General features: G+C 56.1%; 21 protein-coding genes and 1 tRNA gene. 5 read left to right on the top strand and 17 right to left on the bottom strand.

Annotated elements, in window-relative coordinates; all coding sequences use genetic code 11:
- The first annotated feature begins 54 nt into the window (after positions 1 to 54).
- Positions 55 to 130, top strand: a tRNA-Lys gene (locus tag CFBP5499_RS08105).
- Positions 131 to 318: 188 nt separating this feature from the next.
- Here CFBP5499_RS08105 and CFBP5499_RS08110 read toward each other — a convergent pair.
- From CFBP5499_RS08110 to CFBP5499_RS08125, 3 genes are all read right to left on the bottom strand, one after another.
- Complete coding sequence (locus CFBP5499_RS08110) at positions 319 to 1,062, bottom strand: glycosyltransferase family 25 protein (RefSeq protein ID WP_080824902.1); 744 nt, start codon at positions 1,060 to 1,062, stop codon at positions 319 to 321.
- A 133-nt stretch (positions 1,063 to 1,195) separates the two neighbouring features.
- A complete protein-coding gene (locus CFBP5499_RS08115) occupies positions 1,196 to 2,470 on the bottom strand; it encodes a YcbK family protein (protein ID WP_175416656.1) in 1,275 nt (424 codons plus the stop codon).
- Positions 2,471 to 2,627: 157 nt separating this feature from the next.
- A complete protein-coding gene (locus CFBP5499_RS08125) occupies positions 2,628 to 3,068 on the bottom strand; it encodes a VOC family protein (RefSeq protein ID WP_080824900.1) in 441 nt (146 codons plus the stop codon).
- A gap of 191 nt (positions 3,069 to 3,259) precedes the next feature.
- Here CFBP5499_RS08125 and CFBP5499_RS08130 point away from each other — a divergent pair, with 191 nt between their 5' ends.
- Together CFBP5499_RS08130 and CFBP5499_RS08135 are read left to right on the top strand one after the other, a co-directional pair.
- Positions 3,260 to 3,838 carry a cold-shock protein gene (locus CFBP5499_RS08130; RefSeq protein WP_080824899.1) on the top strand — a complete coding sequence of 193 codons (579 nt, stop codon included), beginning with the start codon at positions 3,260 to 3,262 and terminating at the stop codon, positions 3,836 to 3,838.
- Entirely contained in the window at positions 3,838 to 4,320 is a 483-nt protein-coding gene (locus CFBP5499_RS08135; protein WP_175416657.1) for a DUF192 domain-containing protein, read from the top strand. Before CFBP5499_RS08130 ends, CFBP5499_RS08135 begins: the two co-directional genes overlap by 1 nt.
- A gap of 60 nt (positions 4,321 to 4,380) precedes the next feature.
- Here the strand turns inward: CFBP5499_RS08135 and CFBP5499_RS08140 are convergent, their stop codons facing one another.
- Entirely contained in the window at positions 4,381 to 4,629 is a 249-nt protein-coding gene (locus CFBP5499_RS08140) for a BON domain-containing protein (protein WP_003522642.1), read from the bottom strand.
- Between the two features lie 213 nt (positions 4,630 to 4,842).
- Between CFBP5499_RS08140 and CFBP5499_RS08145 the strand changes: the two genes are divergently transcribed.
- Together CFBP5499_RS08145 and CFBP5499_RS08155 are read left to right on the top strand one after the other, a co-directional pair.
- Entirely contained in the window at positions 4,843 to 5,112 is a 270-nt protein-coding gene (locus tag CFBP5499_RS08145; RefSeq protein WP_006314278.1) for a DUF982 domain-containing protein, read from the top strand.
- A gap of 210 nt (positions 5,113 to 5,322) precedes the next feature.
- A complete protein-coding gene (locus tag CFBP5499_RS08155; RefSeq protein ID WP_080824897.1) occupies positions 5,323 to 6,465 on the top strand; it encodes a ceramide glucosyltransferase in 1,143 nt (380 codons plus the stop codon).
- A 64-nt stretch (positions 6,466 to 6,529) separates the two neighbouring features.
- Here the strand turns inward: CFBP5499_RS08155 and CFBP5499_RS29985 are convergent, their stop codons facing one another.
- The 13 genes from CFBP5499_RS29985 to CFBP5499_RS08215 all read right to left on the bottom strand — a co-directional run bounded on the left by CFBP5499_RS29985 (position 6,530) and on the right by CFBP5499_RS08215 (position 17,713).
- The gene (locus tag CFBP5499_RS29985) at positions 6,530 to 6,832 is read right to left on the bottom strand and encodes a hypothetical protein (RefSeq protein WP_175416658.1); all 303 of its coding nucleotides are present in this window, start codon (positions 6,830 to 6,832) and stop codon (positions 6,530 to 6,532) included.
- Entirely contained in the window at positions 6,819 to 7,358 is a 540-nt protein-coding gene (locus tag CFBP5499_RS29990) for a hypothetical protein (RefSeq protein ID WP_175416659.1), read from the bottom strand. The genes CFBP5499_RS29985 and CFBP5499_RS29990 overlap by 14 nt, the downstream gene beginning before the upstream one ends.
- Positions 7,359 to 7,507: 149 nt before the next feature.
- Positions 7,508 to 8,476 (bottom strand): hypothetical protein, encoded by a 969-nt coding sequence (locus CFBP5499_RS08165; protein ID WP_080824895.1) that lies wholly within the window; start codon positions 8,474 to 8,476, stop codon positions 7,508 to 7,510.
- A 224-nt stretch (positions 8,477 to 8,700) separates the two neighbouring features.
- Complete coding sequence (locus CFBP5499_RS08170; protein WP_080824894.1) at positions 8,701 to 9,720, bottom strand: hypothetical protein; 1,020 nt, start codon at positions 9,718 to 9,720, stop codon at positions 8,701 to 8,703.
- The gene (locus CFBP5499_RS08175; protein ID WP_130932428.1) at positions 9,707 to 10,123 is read right to left on the bottom strand and encodes a hypothetical protein; all 417 of its coding nucleotides are present in this window, start codon (positions 10,121 to 10,123) and stop codon (positions 9,707 to 9,709) included. Before CFBP5499_RS08175 ends, CFBP5499_RS08170 begins: the two co-directional genes overlap by 14 nt.
- A gap of 197 nt (positions 10,124 to 10,320) precedes the next feature.
- Positions 10,321 to 11,139, bottom strand: a complete 819-nt coding sequence (locus CFBP5499_RS08180; protein ID WP_130932427.1) for a hypothetical protein — start codon at positions 11,137 to 11,139, stop codon at positions 10,321 to 10,323.
- A 44-nt stretch (positions 11,140 to 11,183) separates the two neighbouring features.
- Entirely contained in the window at positions 11,184 to 11,615 is a 432-nt protein-coding gene (locus CFBP5499_RS08185) for a hypothetical protein (RefSeq protein ID WP_080824891.1), read from the bottom strand.
- Positions 11,616 to 11,838: 223 nt separating this feature from the next.
- The gene (locus CFBP5499_RS08190) at positions 11,839 to 14,553 is read right to left on the bottom strand and encodes a D-alanyl-D-alanine carboxypeptidase family protein (RefSeq protein WP_080824890.1); all 2,715 of its coding nucleotides are present in this window, start codon (positions 14,551 to 14,553) and stop codon (positions 11,839 to 11,841) included.
- 11 nt (positions 14,554 to 14,564) lie between these two features.
- The gene (locus tag CFBP5499_RS08195; protein ID WP_080824889.1) at positions 14,565 to 16,184 is read right to left on the bottom strand and encodes a terminase large subunit; all 1,620 of its coding nucleotides are present in this window, start codon (positions 16,182 to 16,184) and stop codon (positions 14,565 to 14,567) included.
- Positions 16,184 to 16,576, bottom strand: a complete 393-nt coding sequence (locus tag CFBP5499_RS08200; RefSeq protein ID WP_080824888.1) for a P27 family phage terminase small subunit — start codon at positions 16,574 to 16,576, stop codon at positions 16,184 to 16,186. The genes CFBP5499_RS08195 and CFBP5499_RS08200 overlap by 1 nt, the downstream gene beginning before the upstream one ends.
- The gene (locus tag CFBP5499_RS08205) at positions 16,573 to 16,890 is read right to left on the bottom strand and encodes a phage head closure protein (RefSeq protein ID WP_175416774.1); all 318 of its coding nucleotides are present in this window, start codon (positions 16,888 to 16,890) and stop codon (positions 16,573 to 16,575) included. The genes CFBP5499_RS08200 and CFBP5499_RS08205 overlap by 4 nt, the downstream gene beginning before the upstream one ends.
- Complete coding sequence (locus CFBP5499_RS08210; protein WP_233284137.1) at positions 16,887 to 17,318, bottom strand: DUF3168 domain-containing protein; 432 nt, start codon at positions 17,316 to 17,318, stop codon at positions 16,887 to 16,889. Before CFBP5499_RS08210 ends, CFBP5499_RS08205 begins: the two co-directional genes overlap by 4 nt.
- Complete coding sequence (locus tag CFBP5499_RS08215; RefSeq protein WP_233284138.1) at positions 17,315 to 17,713, bottom strand: HK97-gp10 family putative phage morphogenesis protein; 399 nt, start codon at positions 17,711 to 17,713, stop codon at positions 17,315 to 17,317. The genes CFBP5499_RS08210 and CFBP5499_RS08215 overlap by 4 nt, the downstream gene beginning before the upstream one ends.
- Positions 17,714 to 17,717 lie beyond the last annotated feature (4 nt).

The following is a 17,717-nucleotide window of genomic DNA, read 5'->3' on the forward strand; positions in this document are numbered from 1 at the left end:
ATCGCTCTACCTATGTTCCGCGCACTTCCGAAGGGCAGCCAAGCCTCGACACGGGAGAGCGTAGCTCAGCCGGTAGAGCAACTGACTTTTAATCAGTAGGTCCAGGGTTCGAATCCCTGCGCTCTCACCACCTCCAAAGTGTTTTTTCCTTTATTTTCCATAGACGTACTGGATCGTTAGATTTAGCCGGCAATTAAATCGCTTGCCATAAGCTATGGACAAAAAGACAAACGCCGCCGCCTCAGGGTCGCTCAGCGAACACCAGTCGCCCTTGCCGGTCTGTTCCCGAGATCACTGCCCGCCGAAGGATGACAGCGCTTACCGGTAGGCGTAAATATACCGGGCGATATTGTCGTAAAAGCTGGAAAGATAGGCGGGAATCCGACTCAGGCGGGCGAACTTGCTGCCTCTATACTCGTCGCGCGTGCCGACCAGCGTATCCGGGTCGCCGAATGGCAGGAAATCCTTGTCGGTGACGTAAACCTCGGTGCCGTAACCCCAGCCGCATTCAAGAGCCCGGTCGAAGGGCAGCGTCATCCTTCTTGCCGTCTTGAGGAAACGCTCTGCAGCGCTGCGGGAGATGATGTAGCAGGCAGATGAGCCCTGCGGGCCGTAGATGCACCGGCCGAACGTATCACCAAGGGCGCTGGTTTTGCGGCCCTTGAGGCCTTTTCGACGATGGTTGGTCAATTTCACGATGGCGTCGTCAGGCATTACAGCAATCATGGCCTTGACCCTCTCCGAGAAATCCGGCGTGAAGGCAACGTCATCTTCGACGATCACGGCGACAGGCGCATCGGTCGCGAGGAAGATTTCAAGCGCTTTGATATGGCTGGCGTAGCAGCCATATTCTCCCGGCAGGGCGTGGCGGCCGTTGCGCAGCTCGAAGCCGCGCCGGTCGAAATCCCGCCAGTCCTCAGGGGAAATGGTCTTGCCGTCCACCCCTTCCACTGGCCGCAGGTCGAGACCGAGGCCGGAGGCGCCCTCCAGCATCTTCTCCAGCCGCGCCCGCGCGCGGGCAATCGAAACGATATAGATCGGGAAAGTGGAGACAGGCTGCATTCGCAAGGCACCATAAGCGGGACAGAACAAACCGCCTCCTACAGCAAGCCGGGCCATCCGTCCATGCGGATGCGATATCAGGCCTTATCGGGAAGCAAGGAGAATGGCCGTGACGCCGGAAAAACGCGTGGGATTACTTGCGCGCCGCGGTTCGGCGGCAGCGCCAGTTCCAGTCCCGCGCTTCGCCGGTATCCATATGCACGGATTCGGTGTGACAATAGGTGCCCACGCCGCCGCGATCCGGCAGGGAACGCAGATAGGTGGCGAGTTCCCATTTGGAGACACCCTTGATCTGGATATCGGCTGCATCGCAGGTATAGTGCTTGGAGCCCTGCCTTATTCCCTTCGGAGGGCGATAACCCGAGGTGACGATCGCCGGGCTGTTATAGTGACGCTCCACATCCTTGATCATCCGCACGAGTTCCGGCTTGAAACAGCCGACTTCGACATGGTCCGTCTGCAGGAAAAGCCCGTTCGGGGCAACGCGGGTGAGGCCCGACAGTGAGGCGAGCTTCATCAGGCCGGTCGGCTGGTCATCCTCCTCATCGAGATGGGCGTCGTCGAATTCCTCAGACATCATCGAGCGGCCGGAAAGCGCAATACCCATCGACCCATCAGCGGCTCCGGACAATGCCGCAACCTCCGTGTTGCCGGCCGTGCCGCTTTCGATCATCTTCGGCAGGCGCTTCTTGGCCGCGCCGGCGAAAAACGCCGCAAGCGTCAGGCCCTTGCCCTCGCTTTCCTGCCCCTCACCCGTCGCTCCGGCATTGGCCGCGGGCTGCGCGGCAGCGAGTTGCTCCGGCTGCGGCACAGGCACGGCAGCGGGCTGGCGATTTTCGCTATGCTGTTCCGAGGGCACCTGAGCGGCTGCTGCCGGAACAGGGACTGGCGCGGCAACGGGCTGCGGCTGCGCCGGCTGCACGGGCGCGGAATAGACGCTGCTGACGGCAGGAATAATCTTCTGGGCGGAACCGCCCTGCACTCCGGCCGCGCCTTGAGCCGCTGCCGAACCGGGATGCGTTACCGCATTTGCGGTGGAATAGATGCTGGACGTGCCGGCGGAAATCGCCGTCGGCTGCGTCGTCAGTCCGCCGATATCGGCCGCACCACCATAACCCTGTGCGGGGCCACCGGCTGCCTGGTGCTGGGCCGGAACGTTGTTGGCGCCGGCCGCCGACGCTACGGCGGGATCCACATAATGCCCCGGCTGCGCGCCGGCCACCGGCGCAGGAACTGCTGCGGCGGCCGCCTGCTGCTTTTGCTGCGCGGCGATTTCCGGCTTCTTCGCCGTGGCGGCCATTTCGTCATCCGTCACCGCGGAAACGCAACCGGACAGCCCCAGCAGCGAAACCGCGACGACGAGACGCTGACAGGAAAGGCGCCCTTTCGCACTCTCGACAGTTTTCATGGATGGCCTCCGTATCTTGCATTTTCACCAGCAGCACGGCAACGGAATCGTGCGCTTCCCCGAAACGGAACAGGCCGTTTTTGATTCGCGGACTATGCCCCATCCCCTCGGGACAAGGCAAGTGCGCGAAAAACCGCCCGTATTCGCTCAAAAAATCCTACCAGGAACCGGTATTCTGCATAGATATCCACGGTTCGGCTGGTGCGAGGCTTTCGCCCTTCTGCAGAATTTCGAAGGAAATACCGTCAGGCGAGCGAACGAAAGCCATGTGCCCATCACGCGGCGGCCGGTTGATGACGATGCCGTTCTGCTGAAGGCGCGCGCAGAAGTCGTAGATATTGTCGACCTCATAAGCGAGATGGCCAAAATTGCGGCCGCCGGTATAATCCTCCGTATCCCAGTTATAGGTCAGCTCCAGACACGGCGCCTTGTTTTCCTTCGCCGCGGCAACGTCGTCGCGGGCGGCAAGAAACACCAGCGTGAATCGGCCTTTTTCGTTTTCGATTCGGCGTATTTCCGCAAGACCAAGGAGATCGACATAGAATTTCAGTGATTCGCCAAGGTCTTTGACGCGAACCATCGTGTGCAGATACCGCATTTTTTCCTCTCCATTACACGGGTCCGAAGCCGTTAAACGCACGATGGCAAGCCCCGGACAAGGACGGCGACATAAAAGCAGGTGCGTAAATCAAAAACTAGGGCTTGCGTGAAACCGTTACCAAGATGTTAATCTGGCGCACAGGAATCAGTTGACCGGTGTATGGCGCGTAATCGAGGGGTTGGCAGGATATGGCTGATAGGATGTCATCGAAAACGATAGTCGATGTCGAGGACCTTTCGGGCGATGCCGTGGACCTGACCGAAATCACCGGCGTCGTGAAATGGTTCGACGTCGCCAAGGGTTTCGGCTTCATCGTGCCCGATAGTGGCGCGCAGGATGTGCTGCTACACGTCTCGTGCCTGCGCCGCGACGGTTACCAGACCATCCTTGAAGGCACCCGCATCGTCGCCCTCATCCAGCGACGCGACCGCGGTTTTCAGGTTTTCCGCATCCTTTCCATGGATCAGTCGACCGCGGTTCACCCCTCGCAACTGCCGCCGGTGCGCACCCATGTGCAGGTGACGCCATCCAGCGGGCTTGAGCGCGCCATCGTCAAGTGGTTCAACCGCACCAAGGGTTTCGGCTTCCTGACGCGCGGCGAAGGCACGGAAGATATTTTCGTGCATATGGAAACGCTGCGCCGTTTCGGCCTGACGGAACTGCGCCCGGGCCAGGTGGTACTGGTGCGTTACGGCGATGGCGACAAAGGCCTGATGGCTGCGGAGATCCATCCCGATAATCCGGTTTCCATCGGGATGTCGCATTGATGTCCGGCCTGCGTCTCATGGTGAAAAGCGCCATTATGGCGCTTCTTTTTTTCACGCTTGCCGGCGCCGCCCAGTCTCAGGAACGCCTGACATTTACCTCAGAGCCGCTGATCATTGAGACGGCCTCGGGCAAAACCCAGAACTTCGTTGCCGAACTGGCGCTGGACGATGCCCAACGCTCGCAGGGCCTGATGTTCCGCAAGTCCATGCCGCCAGAAAACGGCATGCTGTTCGATTTCGGTGAGACACGCGCCGTCGCCATGTGGATGCGCAACACCCTCATCCCGCTCGACATGCTGTTCATCGCCGGTGACGGCCGAATCACCCATATCCATGAGAATGCGGTTCCGCATTCGGAAGCGATCATCAGCTCCCGCGGGTCTGTGAAATTTGTGCTTGAGTTGAATGGCGGCGCCGCGAAACGTTATGGCATCAAGCCCGGCGATATGGTCCGCAGCGCGCAGATCGGCAACCGAAAATAACATTGCCGCGTTATTGTGTCTGAATGAGCCGGACGACCTCCCGCCCGGCTGGCACAATATTCAGTAAACCGGCTCGATATGGCTCAAAATCCGGCAATTGGAGATGGAAGCGGCAAGATTGATGGCGATATCGATCGCTTCGACCGAATCGGCCGTGCCTTCCAGATAAATCACATCATTTTCGACAGTTGCGGAAATACGCGACTTTTCGAGACCCGATTCGAAGGCCAGCGCCGAGGTGATCGCCTGGCACACGCCGGCCATGCGGTCTCCGAAGAAGCTTTCCTGAATGCCTGACAAATTGAACATATGCGTTCTCCTTCTTATGGACACACCAACGCCTGAGCGTCGGTTTTGTTCATCTCCGGTTCATCTATTTGTTCATCTTCCATTCATCTTGGAAAATTGGAACCCCCTGACCGATCACATTTTAGGTGATCGGGAACCATTTCGTGAGGCGGGCATTTCGCGCATGGGAGCAAACACCGCCATGAAGGCGCGTGAAACAGGGAGGAGAATGACATGCTGATAAACAGAACGGAGCCGTGTCACCACGCCTCGTGGATGAAACCGGTGGCGATCCACCTGCCGCTTTGCGTCGCCGTTGAAATCTACAGCCCGCTGGTGGCGCTCGACATGCTGATGTACCGCTGGCCCGAGGAACATGGACCTGAATATGAAGAGGCACGCAGAAACTGCCTCAATGCCATTGCCGGCAAATGCGACATCGAGATAGCACGGGAATCGTTTCTCGTTGCAAGCAGTCATGCCCATATCCTGAACGTCCACTAGAATTGATTGACCGTCATGATGATTGGGCCCTTCTTCATGGAGGGCTTTTCTTTGCGCGAGGCTTCCACAGCGTTTTCAGCACGGTGGAGCCTCCCCGCCTGCCGATCATGACATGTAACTGTCACGCAAACGTTATAATCGGCAGGGAAGAATTCCATGGAATCGATTGGCGGGTGAATCGCCGAAAGCTTGGGAGTGGAACTGACCAGCATGGAAATCGTCTTTGCCCTTTGCGCAATTCTGCTCCTCGCCTTCAATCTTCTCGGCATCGTTCTCGCCGGCTGGCGACTGACGAGGCGGGACGCGGAGAACGATCTTGTCCGGCAAAAACCGCCAGTCTCGCTGGTTGTGCCGCTGCGCGGCGTCGAAAACTTCACACCACTGACACTCTCACGCGCCTTCGAACTCGACTGGCCGGATTACGAGCTATTGTTCTGCATTGCAGACGAATTCGATCCCGTGATCACGGAAGTCCGCAAGGCTGCGGCCGCATTTCCCTCGGTCCCCATGCAATTACTGATCGGTGACGACCGCGTAAGCGCCAATCCGAAGCTGAACAATTGCGTCAAGGGCTGGCGTGCCGCCGGGCACGAATGGGTGATTCTCGCCGATTCAAACGTGCTGATGCCGAAATCCTACATAACCACCATGATGTCGGCCTGGCGCCCCGATAGCGGGCTGGTCTGCTCGCCGCCGCTCGGCTCCCGCCCTGTGGGATTCTGGGCCAATGTGGAATGCGCCTTTCTCAATGGCTCGCAGGGTCGCTGGCAATATGCGGCCGAAGCAATCGGCATCGGTTTCGCACAGGGCAAATCGATGTTGTGGAACAAGCCTTTCCTGGAGGAACGTGGAGGCATTCGTGCGCTGGCCGCCGAAATCGCCGAGGATGCCGCCTCGACGAAGCTGGTGCGAAGCGCCGGCCGCAAGGTGCATCTGGTCTCCGCCCCCTTCGAGCAACCGCTCGGCCAGCGCCATGCTGGCGAAATCTGGTCGCGCCAGACCCGTTGGGCGCGGCTGAGACGCGTGACCTTCCCGCAATATTTCGCACCGGAAATATTGACCGGCGCGCTTCCGCCGCTTCTTTTCGCCCTTGCCGCCGCCGCCATGATGGATGTGAACCTCGCCGCGACCGCCTCTGCCGTCCTCGCCCTCATGTACGGCCCGGAACTGGCGCTCGCAGCCCTCAATGGCTGGCCGGTATCGCTTTATACGCTGCCGGCGATGATCGCCCGCGACATGATCATGCCCGTCGTCTGGACGCGCAGCTGGATCGGCAGCGCGGTCGCCTGGCGCGGCAATGTCATGACGATCGGCACGGCCGAAAGCACTCTTGCCGGGCCTGCGGCGGACTGATCCGAACGACATCGGCCCGCCATGGCTGGCGAGCCTCAGCTTCGTGCCGGTCGAGCTACTGAACTCAGGATGTCGGAACGGACGGCTTGACGGGCGCGGGTTTCACGATCTTCGTCTTGACAGCCGGCTTCGTCTTCGCCTTGGAAATCGAAATTGGCTTCAATATGATTGTCGCCGGATTGGGGTAATGGTCGAGCGCAGCCCCGGTTGCTGCATCGACGCCAATGCCAATCAAGCCCCCGTCGAGCACGTTGCCGGCCACACCGGCTGCTCCCTTGCCGCTCATCTTTGTCTTGATTTCAACGGAGCCCTTTTCATAGCCGGGCTTTTCCGCATAGGCGGTCAGAGCCTGGTTACGCTTGATCATAAGCGTGCAGGGAGACTTCGCGCAGGCTGGACCGAGTGAGGTCGTGATAACCGCATCTGGCGGCTCGGAGATAATCGTCACCGCCTCCTCTGTTCCACGCGTTATCGAACCACATGACGAAAGCAAAAATACAGTAGAAATAGCTAAAATGTATTTCAACACAAAAACTCCAAAAATATAAACGCTGTATATATGCATCAATACGGAATAGATTCGTATATATAATTGGAATACGCACAATATTTATTATTAGAAATAAAAAATAGTTGGAAATATAATTAATTGCCACCCGTTTCATTTCGGAAGAATGGGCTGCGGAGGATTGAAAGCGCCGATTGAGGCGCGCGCCAAACTTGATCCCGCAAGCTTCATTGGGGAAAAAGGGCAAACGGCCCAGCCCGATCGCTTTGCTCGTGATGAACAAATCGAAACCGCAACTAAAGGCGTCACTTGAAAAAAGCCACGCAAGCCATTGAAGAGGGAAATTTTTTGAAATGGTCGGAGTGGAGAGATTCGAAATCGCCATCTCTCCACTTTTCCCATGCTCAACCATTTGATTTAACTGAATAATATTTATATTAGATTTCTCTTATTTGTGACATTGGGACGGGTTTAAATTTGTGACGGTTTCAACGTTGATCCTGATCTTTCTGCCCTGAGAGGCCGACGACTTTCTTAAAAGAAAGGGTGGTCGCGCAATTGAAAATGTTCTCCCCAATCGACAGAAAAATCCTCATTGCCGTTAATAGTCGGCATCTTTTTAAAGACGTGGTTTTCACCCTTTCTGAAATCAGGAAAACCTTTCCTAATTTCAATAAAGTCACAGCCGGAAAAATCGCAGTTATCAAACTTCAGGTTCTCACTGGGTGACGGCCCATACTTCGATCCGTATGTCTTGATAGTGCAGTAACTAAATTCGCAATTCCTGAATCTGTAATCTATGTTCAAATCCATCCCGCTCAATTTTGTATCTTGATATCTAAACTCAGCCCTATCGTGAAACTCACCAAAAAACCCGCCATCAGCGCTACCGCCGATATAACTGACACGCCGCATCCCTGCGAGAGCCTCCCAGTTAGTCGCAGGGTCGTTTGTTTTGAACCGGATTGATCGCTTAGCGATCCGACCTAACGCGGCGGCGTTCGCTAGAGCTGAGAAGGCCTCTTCCCGAAACTGATTATCGTGGGAATCAGCCATTTGACCCTGCACGAAGTCCGCTATGAGGTTCATTGCCTGTATAGCCAAGCGCTCATCACCGCCCACTGCAAGTATCTCCAATGTGGCGATGCCGGCTGAGATGTGAGCGGGATTATCCAGTTGCCCTAAAAGCTTTGCTCCCTCTTGTAGGAGCTTTGCCCTACCTTCCCGCTCAGCTTGATCCGCTTGACGGGTATTGATTGATCCGCGCCAACTGGCTGTGCAAAATGTGACTAAGGCGAACAAAGCAACACCAAAGGGTGCCACTGCCTGCGCCTTCTTTAAGTCAGTTTCGCCGTCAAAGCCGTCGCCAAAAATCCAAAAGAACGCCCCACATATAGCAATAGCGGTAAAAATCGCGCTCGTAATTGCAAAAGCATACCACTGGCTTTCGTCAATTTTCGGCCAATCACCGACCGGCTTGTTTTCTCGTTTATCCCCGGCCATGGCCGATCTCTTCATTGTCAATCAATGCGGCTACGATCAGAGGTCTCCCAAAGCAGATGAGACCTCGCTGTATATCCATCTGAAAACGCCAATTAAGCCTAGATAGTTTAGAAATAATGCCGAGGACGTGAAGTAATCGCCCTCGGCCATGCTGACACTACTAAAACAAGGCAGAACTATCAGTCAAAATCTATCTTCCGACCCGGAGATATTCCCCTAAATTGTCAACCGATACTTGCGCGACCTTGAACGAAGAATGCCGCTAGACCACGAATGCGTCGATAGTAAGAAAGAACCAGCTTCGCGAAGACAGCTACGTTTCCACTACATAGCTTCAATATTTCATTTCCGTTAGGAAGTGCAACGGCTTCAGCTAAGTCCAGGGATTGGCGTTTAACATAGTCTTCAATTGCAGCGTTTGAGAATCCGTGCTCGCTTCCGACTCGTAGAAGACCTTCATGACTGAGGACTTTACGAATCGCACTATAGAGCGTCCTTATCTTCTGCTGGTCATGAGATGCAATTTCAATAGCTTCAACGATCTCGTCTAAGACTTCCCTTTTTCCTGCTACGTCCATGTAGCCCGGAGAGTGGTATTCGATTCCTGCCACCCTTAACGGATGGATTGACCGAGCTTCGTCCTTGATCCCACCATAGAACGAAAGATAGCTCCCCCCTCCACGCCAAGGCCGATCGGCAATAGACTCTCTGAGGAACTCGGATTCTGAGGAAGACGCCTCTTCCTTGCTCAGCTTCTGCGCAATATACAAGAGCGAGTAGGTGTCCGCCATTTTACCGTGAAACTGAGAAAAATCTCGCGCTTCCCAGACTCCATCGATAGCAAAGCGCTGCTTCTCATTGTTTTCCGAGTAATAATTAGAGATTGGATGGGTATGAGTGGATGAAAAGATGCCAGCCTCTGGAAAAACATCATCAGTGAGCTCTGATGAACCGGCTCTTCTTAGCTTAATATCCTTAGTTCCTCGAGCAAGATCGGCAAAATATAATCTCGTCGGTGGAGTCTTTTTGAAAACGAATCGAAGATCAACTTTGCCAGACAAATAAAGAGACAAATTGCGCTCAAGCATCTGAACTACAAAAATCGGGTAGTCATAGCCGTCTTTCTCGACTGCATATCCCAACAAATGCTCGCCGTGCTGATTTTTCATTAAAAGGAGTTGAGGTCCATCGTAGAAAACAAGGACTTTTTCAATTTCACCTTTTTCAGATTTATGAAGGCTCATACTGGTCGACCCCTATAACCTTCACAATATTGTCGACCGGATTAAATGACTTGAACATCCATAAATCAACATGTTTTGAATCTTTAATTTGGACTTTTCCGCTGTCTTTGTCGATCTGAACAAATGCTACATGTGTCTTTTTCTTAAGCCGCCGGTATTTCAGGAGACCTTTAATCCTATGCTTCTCATAGCTTGTTAAGAACATCGAGCAAGAAGCCCATTCGCAAAGCAGGCTATCATCATGGCAAGGGATTCCAAGAGCCGTGTGAGAAGCAAACTCACACTGTCCGGGCGTCTCTCCGACAACCAGTCTGATTAAGGTTTGACCTGCTGGCTCTGAAGCGTCATCAGGGGGGCAGCGGTCCGGCAGGCTCTCACGCCATTCAATATCAGATACAGTCACTTTTACACCGCTATTGATGCTGGATGAGTTGGTAGGCTTTGGCTCGCAGCAACCTTACATCAGCAAATTGCCAAATGAATCATACAATCAAAAGGCGATTAGCATGCTCTAATTCTACTTTCAACTAATCTTGAGTGTTAGTCGCCCCACGTTTGACGTGTCTCTCAAAATATTGAACAGCGGCTCGCGATTTTTGGTTAGAGATCTGGGAAGCCGGGTCCCGCTTTCGCCAACCGGAGAAGATCGGTCGAAACGTAGGACACCTTATTGGTGCCAAGCCAGTTACAGGCGGTATCAAAAGCCTTCTGGCAATAAGCTGCCCATCCAAAGCCGTCTTCGATCTTTGCGAAGGCAACCTGCCTTGGTGCCGCTTTACCCATCATCCTACCACCTGCCCTAGCCAATGCCTCTCGGACGAGTTTCATGTCGGCATCGGAGGAATACTTGAGAATGAGAACGCCATGGACGTGAAGCCTACCGGACGGTGAGATTTCAAAGGTAAAGCCGTAAGCCGGGAGATAGCCAAGGGCAGATTTCAACTCTCTGGAAATACGGCGGCGAAGATCGTCAGCCGGATCGCGACGGCTAAGCATAAGCTTTTCGCGGGTCGGATCGAGATTGAGGGTAAAGGTCTGGCCGTTGTGGCGACCAGCAGCTTCAAAGGACCGGGCAAGCTTTTCGTGCTGCCAAAGAGTGCGCCACGGCTTACTTGCGATATCCCCCATACGAGCGACGGACGCTTGCAGGGCTTTGGACCGACGGGGTATGGATGTCTTCTTAGGGGTGATTGATGGGGTAACAGAGGTGTTTGTAGAGGGGGTGTTAGAGGTGTGTTGTAGCTCTACTGCACAAGTATCAGGGGCGCACCCATTAACGTCTTGTTCTGCAACGCTTTTAGCCTGATTTTCGTCAGGCCGGTTTGAACCAATTTTGCACGCCTGCCCGTCAGCCGGAACGCCATTGACGAGGCGACGAAGCAGCGGCGACTGGCCGGAATATTTGGGGATACGGGACAAGGGCGACGAGCCTCAAATGTTGATACGAGCGACGGCAGACGAAATTAGTTTTGGCCGTGACGGCGCAAGAGCGCCACCAGTTCACGGCCAATAGACGGCGCGAACGTGCGCTCGTGGCCGGTGCCGATGTTCTTCAGCCGGACCGAAACGCCGACACGGGCCACCTCGATTTCGGCGTCCACGTCCAGCTTACCACCCTTCCGGGCAAGGGCGTTTTCGATGGCCTTTGCGATGTCCAGCGCCTGTTCCCGGCTCCAGATATGAACGCCAGCGCCAAAATCAAAATGGATTTTGCCGTCCTCAAGGGTGGCGATGTCGATATTGCCAAGGCCGATCTGCTGGCCGAGGCCAAGGCGCTTGATTTCATCGACGATGAGGCCGCCGACGAGATCGGCAAGATTGACACCCTTATGGGCGGCGAGTTGTCGAGCCTGTTCGGCGCGTTCTTCGGGAAGGCGGATTGCTGCGGTTGCCAATGTGATAACTCCTATTTTTGTGCATTGAATGCGTTAGATGCATTAATATAGCACGGGCCGGAGAATCATTCAAGGAATCGCATGTCGAAAATAAAATAAATCGATGAAATTGTTGATTTAAATGCATGGAAAGCGTATATTCCTGAGGCTGCAAGCGACGGCAGCTAACGCTACAAGGGGAAGCCGCCGACGAGCCGCTTCCCCTTTTATTTTGGCCATGTCGTCAGCGGCTACGGGAGTTTCCCCAATTCCCCGGTCTCGACTGCCTACGGAGTTCGTCGGATACAATACCGCGCATAGATGCTTCCATTTCCTTGGCCATTCTCTTGGCAAGGTCTTGGTTCTGTTCTGGTGTGCCAGAGCTACCGTTGACTGTGACGGGCGAATTGATCGTGATCACCTGCGTCTGGCTTGCGCTCACACCACCGGAGGGAGTCGCTGAGAGCGTCGGCGTGTCTGCCACGTATCCACCGGCCTCGAAGCCCTTCAGTGCGCCACGGTGCATCCGGTCGAGGTTTTGGACGCCAAGCCGCTCCACTGCCCGTTTGCTTATGACGTATTCGCCACGATGCACAACCCCGGCGGGTGCCTGTCGATTGCCGTCGCCAGTGTATCCGCCCTTTTCGAAGCCGAAGAGGGCGCGGAACAAGCCGCCGAGAAGCCCGCCCATGCCGCCGCCGGACGATCCACCAGAGCCGCCGAACAGACCGGCAAGCGGTCCGGTGCCGAGAAGCGCCGCTTGCAAACCGACTTTGACGAGCGATTGCAAGATGCCTTGAAGCGCCTGCTGCCATGTCGTCGTTCCGGTAATGAGACCGGACAATGCGTCCACCATTTGCCCACCAAAGAAATTCCCGGCTTCTGAAAGCTGTTCCTGCTTCAATCGCAGGGCTTCGGTGCTGGTTTCGGCTGCGGCCATTCCCGCCGCAAGCTGAGCGATTTCTGACCGCTGCTGTGGCGACAGGGCGATGCCTGCCCGCTGCGCTTCGGCAAGCAGTTCTTGTTCGTATCGGAATGATGCCGCTTTCTGAGCGGACATGCCAAGCGCTTGCTGTTCGGTGCGCTGTGCGTCGGTGTATTCCCGTGCACCTGCGGTGATCTGATTATATGCATCGCTCTGGCGCGTGGCTGCCTGCGTCAGCCGGTCGATTTCGGCGGCGGTTTCCTTGCTTCGGGCGGAGCTATCCTCAACGTGCCAATTTTCATTTTTGAGCGGAAAGGACAGGCCGTATTGATTGGCGTTCTCATGCACCCATCGGCGGGCGGCGTCGGAGCCGTAACCGAGATCGGCAGCCAAGCCTTTGTTATGATTTGAGCGACCGGGAGGTGCGACCCATCGGCGGGCAGCTTCCGGGCTTCCGTATTTCTTCAGCGCCTGCAACCAAAGCTCTTGCTGGCGTTCCACCGAACGGAAACCGGAGTTGACCGTGACGCTGCCCTGCAATTCCTTCGGCATGGACGCGATCATGGCGGCAAGCCGCTTTTGAAAATCCACCTGCAGGCCGGTGACATGCGATGCACCCTTGCCAGATGCCAGAACGGAAGACAGGTAGCTGGCCGGATCGTCGGTTGCCGATTTCAGGTTGACCGAAGCAAGCGCCTTGCCGCGCATTTCGTTGGCAAGGGCGATTTCACGTTGTCCCTGCGCCTGCGACAAGGCTTTTTTGTAAACCGCGTCGATCTGGGCCTTCTTATCGAGATCGGCCAGCGACTTCGCCAGTTGTGGCACTTCCTGCTTCAATGCGCGAATCGCATCGCCAAAGCTCTTGATGTTTTCCGTTGCTTTTGCAGCGGCACTGTCGGTGCCGGAGAGAGCAGCATTGAGGTCAGCAATCGGTGGCGCTGCGCCCTTGGCGTCCTGCCCTGTCTTGTAGACGAACGATTCAGAGTATCCGTTGCGCCTGTCCAGCACGTCGCGCAAGCGCATGGCTTCCGCCGTCAGTTCTTCGATCTTCTGTTTCTGCCGGTCGATATTCTGGCCGGTGATCGGGTCATCGGGATCAAGCAATGCCTGTGACTGAAGATCGGCCAGAACAGCTTTAGCTTCCTGAAGGTCTTCGTAAACCGCCGTCAGGCCACGCTGCACGTTGCGGTTCGACTGTTCTTCGATCCTATTCCATCTGTCGAGAAAATCGTCCATCGCGAAAACAAGGCCCACAACCGCCTGTTTCGTGAAGGTGCTGACGGTGGTGCCAATCTTGTTAAACTTTCGGTCCAGTTCATCGGCGCGCTGGATGAGTTCGTCATCCATGATAAGGCCAAGGTCGTGCGCCTCTTTTATGGTCGCCCGGATGCCGTCAGCGCCACGAGACAGAAGCTCCACGAAGCGCTCACCCCCGGTTCCGCCGAACAGTTCGTCAGCGATGCGGATTTGCGCCGCCCTGTCGAGTTGCTGCAATCGCCCGATGATTTCGACAAGCAGGGCGGAAGGATCGGCAAGTTTCTTTTTGAGATCGGCGGCGGTATATCCAAGGCGCTGGAAGGCTTCGGCGGCGGAACCGCCACCAGTGACGATCCACTCGTCAGCCCGGAGGTTCAATTCTTTCATGCCGTCGACAAGGGCATCCACCGGAATGCGCGCCTGATTGGCAACGTGTGAAAGCTCTTGAAACGCCTGATTAGACAAACCGGCACGCTTGGCTTCGCTGCCGATGTTGGCAATGCCCTTTGTCAGTTCCCCCACGCGCCCGATGATCGAATCAAGCCCACCGATGGCAAGGCCGCCGATGATGCCACCGGCCAAGCCTTTGCCAAAAGCACCAACCGTCTTCATGGCGCTACCCATGGCCTTTTCGATGCCGGAACCGGCCTTTTCGGCGTCGGTCTGCATCTGTTTAAAGCCGGTTCGGGAACGCTGTTGCTGTCGTGTCAGGTCTCGTTCGTATTTATCGAAGCGAGCCGCCAAAGTGATTAAAAGCTGCTGACCTTCATCTGCCATTTTCAAAACTCCTATGCTGCGGCCTGCATCAGCCGGTCAAAATCATCGGGATCGAGGTCATAAATCGACCGGCTGTTGCCGCTCTGGATGGCACGGGACACCGCCATGGCGGCGGCAACAGCGCCGTCAATGCGATCTGTGCGTTTGTGTTTGTGCATGCGCACAAGGCCGGTATCGCCACGGCTGGCGACAACGCTATCGAAATGATGGCGAAGAACCGGATGGCCGCTGTGACGGATCATGCGCCCGTTGACGGTGCGCTCAAGATCGCCAATCGCCGGTCCCATGGTGAGCGGTGCCTGTCGCATTTCGATAGCTGGCAAGCCGTCATCGTGAAGGCGCTGCATGGTCTTGCGGGCAAGATACGGATCAAAGGCGATTTCGCGCACGTCATAGGTGGCGCAAAGGTCGCGAATATGCTGTTCAATGGCTTCCGGTTCGATCACCGGGCCGTCAATCGTGATGACGTGGCCGTCAGCCTTCCATTGCTCGTAAGGCACGGCGTCTTTGACGGCTCTGGCTTTCAGGTCATCACCGGGAACGAAGAACCACGGGTGCGTGAAGATACGCCGGTCGCCGTGCTTCCAAGCGGCAACAATTGCTGTCAGGTCGCCATTAACCGACATGTCCACGCCAATGTAACAAGGCAGGCTTTCGAGTTCGGCCAGATCGAAATTTGGGTCATAGCCTTCGTCATAGATGCCCATATCGAACAACGGTTCGCGGGAAGCGCCCTGCCAGATATTCAGGTTGTATTGCGCGAAAGCGAACCGCTCTTGCGGCCTGTCTCTGGCGTCAGTGACAAGGTTCTCAAATTCTTCGATGGACACGAAACCGTCAGCAAGGCCGGGGTTCGCCTTATGCCATGTTGCCGGGTCGTCCCATGCATCGTCCGGGTCAGCCATGAACAAGATGGGCAGATATGACGGATTGAATTTCTCGCCCGTCGCGATTTTGCAGGCGTTTACATACTCATCATAGAGCAGGTTCTCGTTACCAGCGCCCGCCGTGCTGGCGATGATCGTCAACGGGCGCTTCTTCACGCGGGAGCTTTTCAATGCTTCCCAGAGTTCGCGGTTCTTCCAAACGTGCAATTCGTCGGCAAGAATGAAGGTCGGGGAAAGGCCGTGCGCCTTGCCGCCGTCTGAAGACAGCACTTCAAGGCCGCTCTTTTTCAGGTCGCAATTGATCAGACGCTTGCCGGTCTTGCTGCCGTAAATCTTCGTGGCACGAACAAGCCGCTTATCCTCCCGGATGATGCCAGCAGCTTCATTGAAGGCGATCTTCGCTTGATCACTGTCCTTTGCCGCGAAGATGGCCTGTCCACCTGCAACGGCTTCAGGGCCGATGGTGTGAAGCAGCGCAAGGGCGGCGGCAAGCGTGGTCTTGCGGTTGCCGCGTGGCATGAGAAGCAAAACCGATTTCACGATCATGTGGCCGTCTGGCGTGCGTGGGCCATAGATGCGCCGAACGATGCGTTCCTGCCAGCGGGTCAAAGTAAAGGTGCGTTTGGGCGCGCTGCTGGACGGATGGCGAAGCATGCGAAGGAAGCGCACGGCGCGCTCCCCGTAACCGAACGGGTCTTCAATAGGACTGTTATCGAAAACCCAATCCGGGTAGGTGCTTGCCATTACACCACCGCCAAGGGGTTGTCGTCGTCATCGTCCGCGGGGCCAGCATCACCGATGCGCGAACGGCTGGCGGGCATCAAACCATATTCGGCGGCAAACTGGCGGGCCGTCTGCATGTAACGGATTTGCAAACCGCCAAGCTTCATGTCGGGAACGGCCAAACCGGCCATCTGTTCTGTGATCTGGGCGACGAAGCCGACTGCCGTGCAATAGCTTTCGATACCGGCGAGATCGCCGGTCGTGACAACACCACGTTTGATCAGCACCGGGAACACGCGCCGCCATTCGGCTTTCGCGTGCGGTGACAGGCGTTTTGGCGGCGCTGGCATTTTAGTAATTGCAGTGCCGTCGCGCTGGATAGCTGGTTTGACGCCGCGATTGTGGACGCTCATTTCAGCACCTCACCGCGAAGCTCAAGGGCTTCGTAACGACCGATTTCCTTGATTTCCTTCAGGCTGTATCCGTTGCCGTTATAGGAAACGCGATCTGCCGTGGTGATACCCGGCATATAGCGGATGCGGAGAATGATGCTGCCGGTTTCCGCTTCACCAAAGCCTGTGAAAAATTCCGTAGCCGACTGCTGGATGATTTCGGCCCAGACAACGGCGACGATTGCCCACGCCTTCACCACGTCGCCGGAAGGTTTGACGGTTTCGGTCTGGCGTTCGATGGTGATGCGCCGATCCATTTTCCCGGCGTTGATCATTTGAGCCATCGGATCAGAGCTTCGACCGACAAGATGGAATGGCCGTATTGAGGATCGGGGTCGCGTGGGTGCCGGATCGTCGCGACCTTGAAATGATCGCAATAGGCTCCTGCGCTCTCCATTTCGGCAGACAGATTGTATTTGGAAAGGGCATCATTGACGGCGGCGGCGATCTCTTTGGCAGCATCCTGCCCGGCGTCCAGCGTCCAAACATGCAGGTCGAGATACACCCACGCGGCAGTCTGGGCACGATAGTCGTTGCCATGCAATTCGGTGTTGCCGTCTGCGATCACAACGCACGGTGTCTTGTCCGGGCGCGTGCTGCCCGCCCGGATATGGGTCGGCGGCACAAGGGCGGCAACTTCCGGTTTGTTGATCAGCCGGTTGCGGATGGCCGTTTGAAGGGTGAGAACGGGTTCGATGCTCATGTGCTGGTCGTGCCTTTCCATGCGTCCCGGATCGCCTTTCGGCCTGCCCGGTCGATACGTTGCTGTGCGCGCTTGCGCTGAAGCCGGAAGCCCGGCCAAAAGAAGGGCTGCGCATCGGCTTTACTGGTCCCGTATTCGACCAGATGCGGATAGCGTGTATCGCTGTCGCCCACGGTGATGATGACTTCGGAAGGACCAGCGACACGGTTGCCGCCGGGCTGGCTATATGGCGGGGTGGACTGGCCGGGCAGCGTGACGGTGATGGAGTCCTTCAGTGCGCCTGTATCTTCCGGCGCAAGGGCGCGCTGTGTGGATGCAATCGACTCTGCGGAGGTCGCCAGCGCTTTAAGCACGGCATCACGCGGGGCTTTTTTCAACCGGTCAAATGCTTTCATGAGA

It is taken from the genome of Agrobacterium tumefaciens (genome assembly GCF_005221325.1).
Classification (GTDB): Bacteria; Pseudomonadota; Alphaproteobacteria; order Rhizobiales; family Rhizobiaceae; genus Agrobacterium.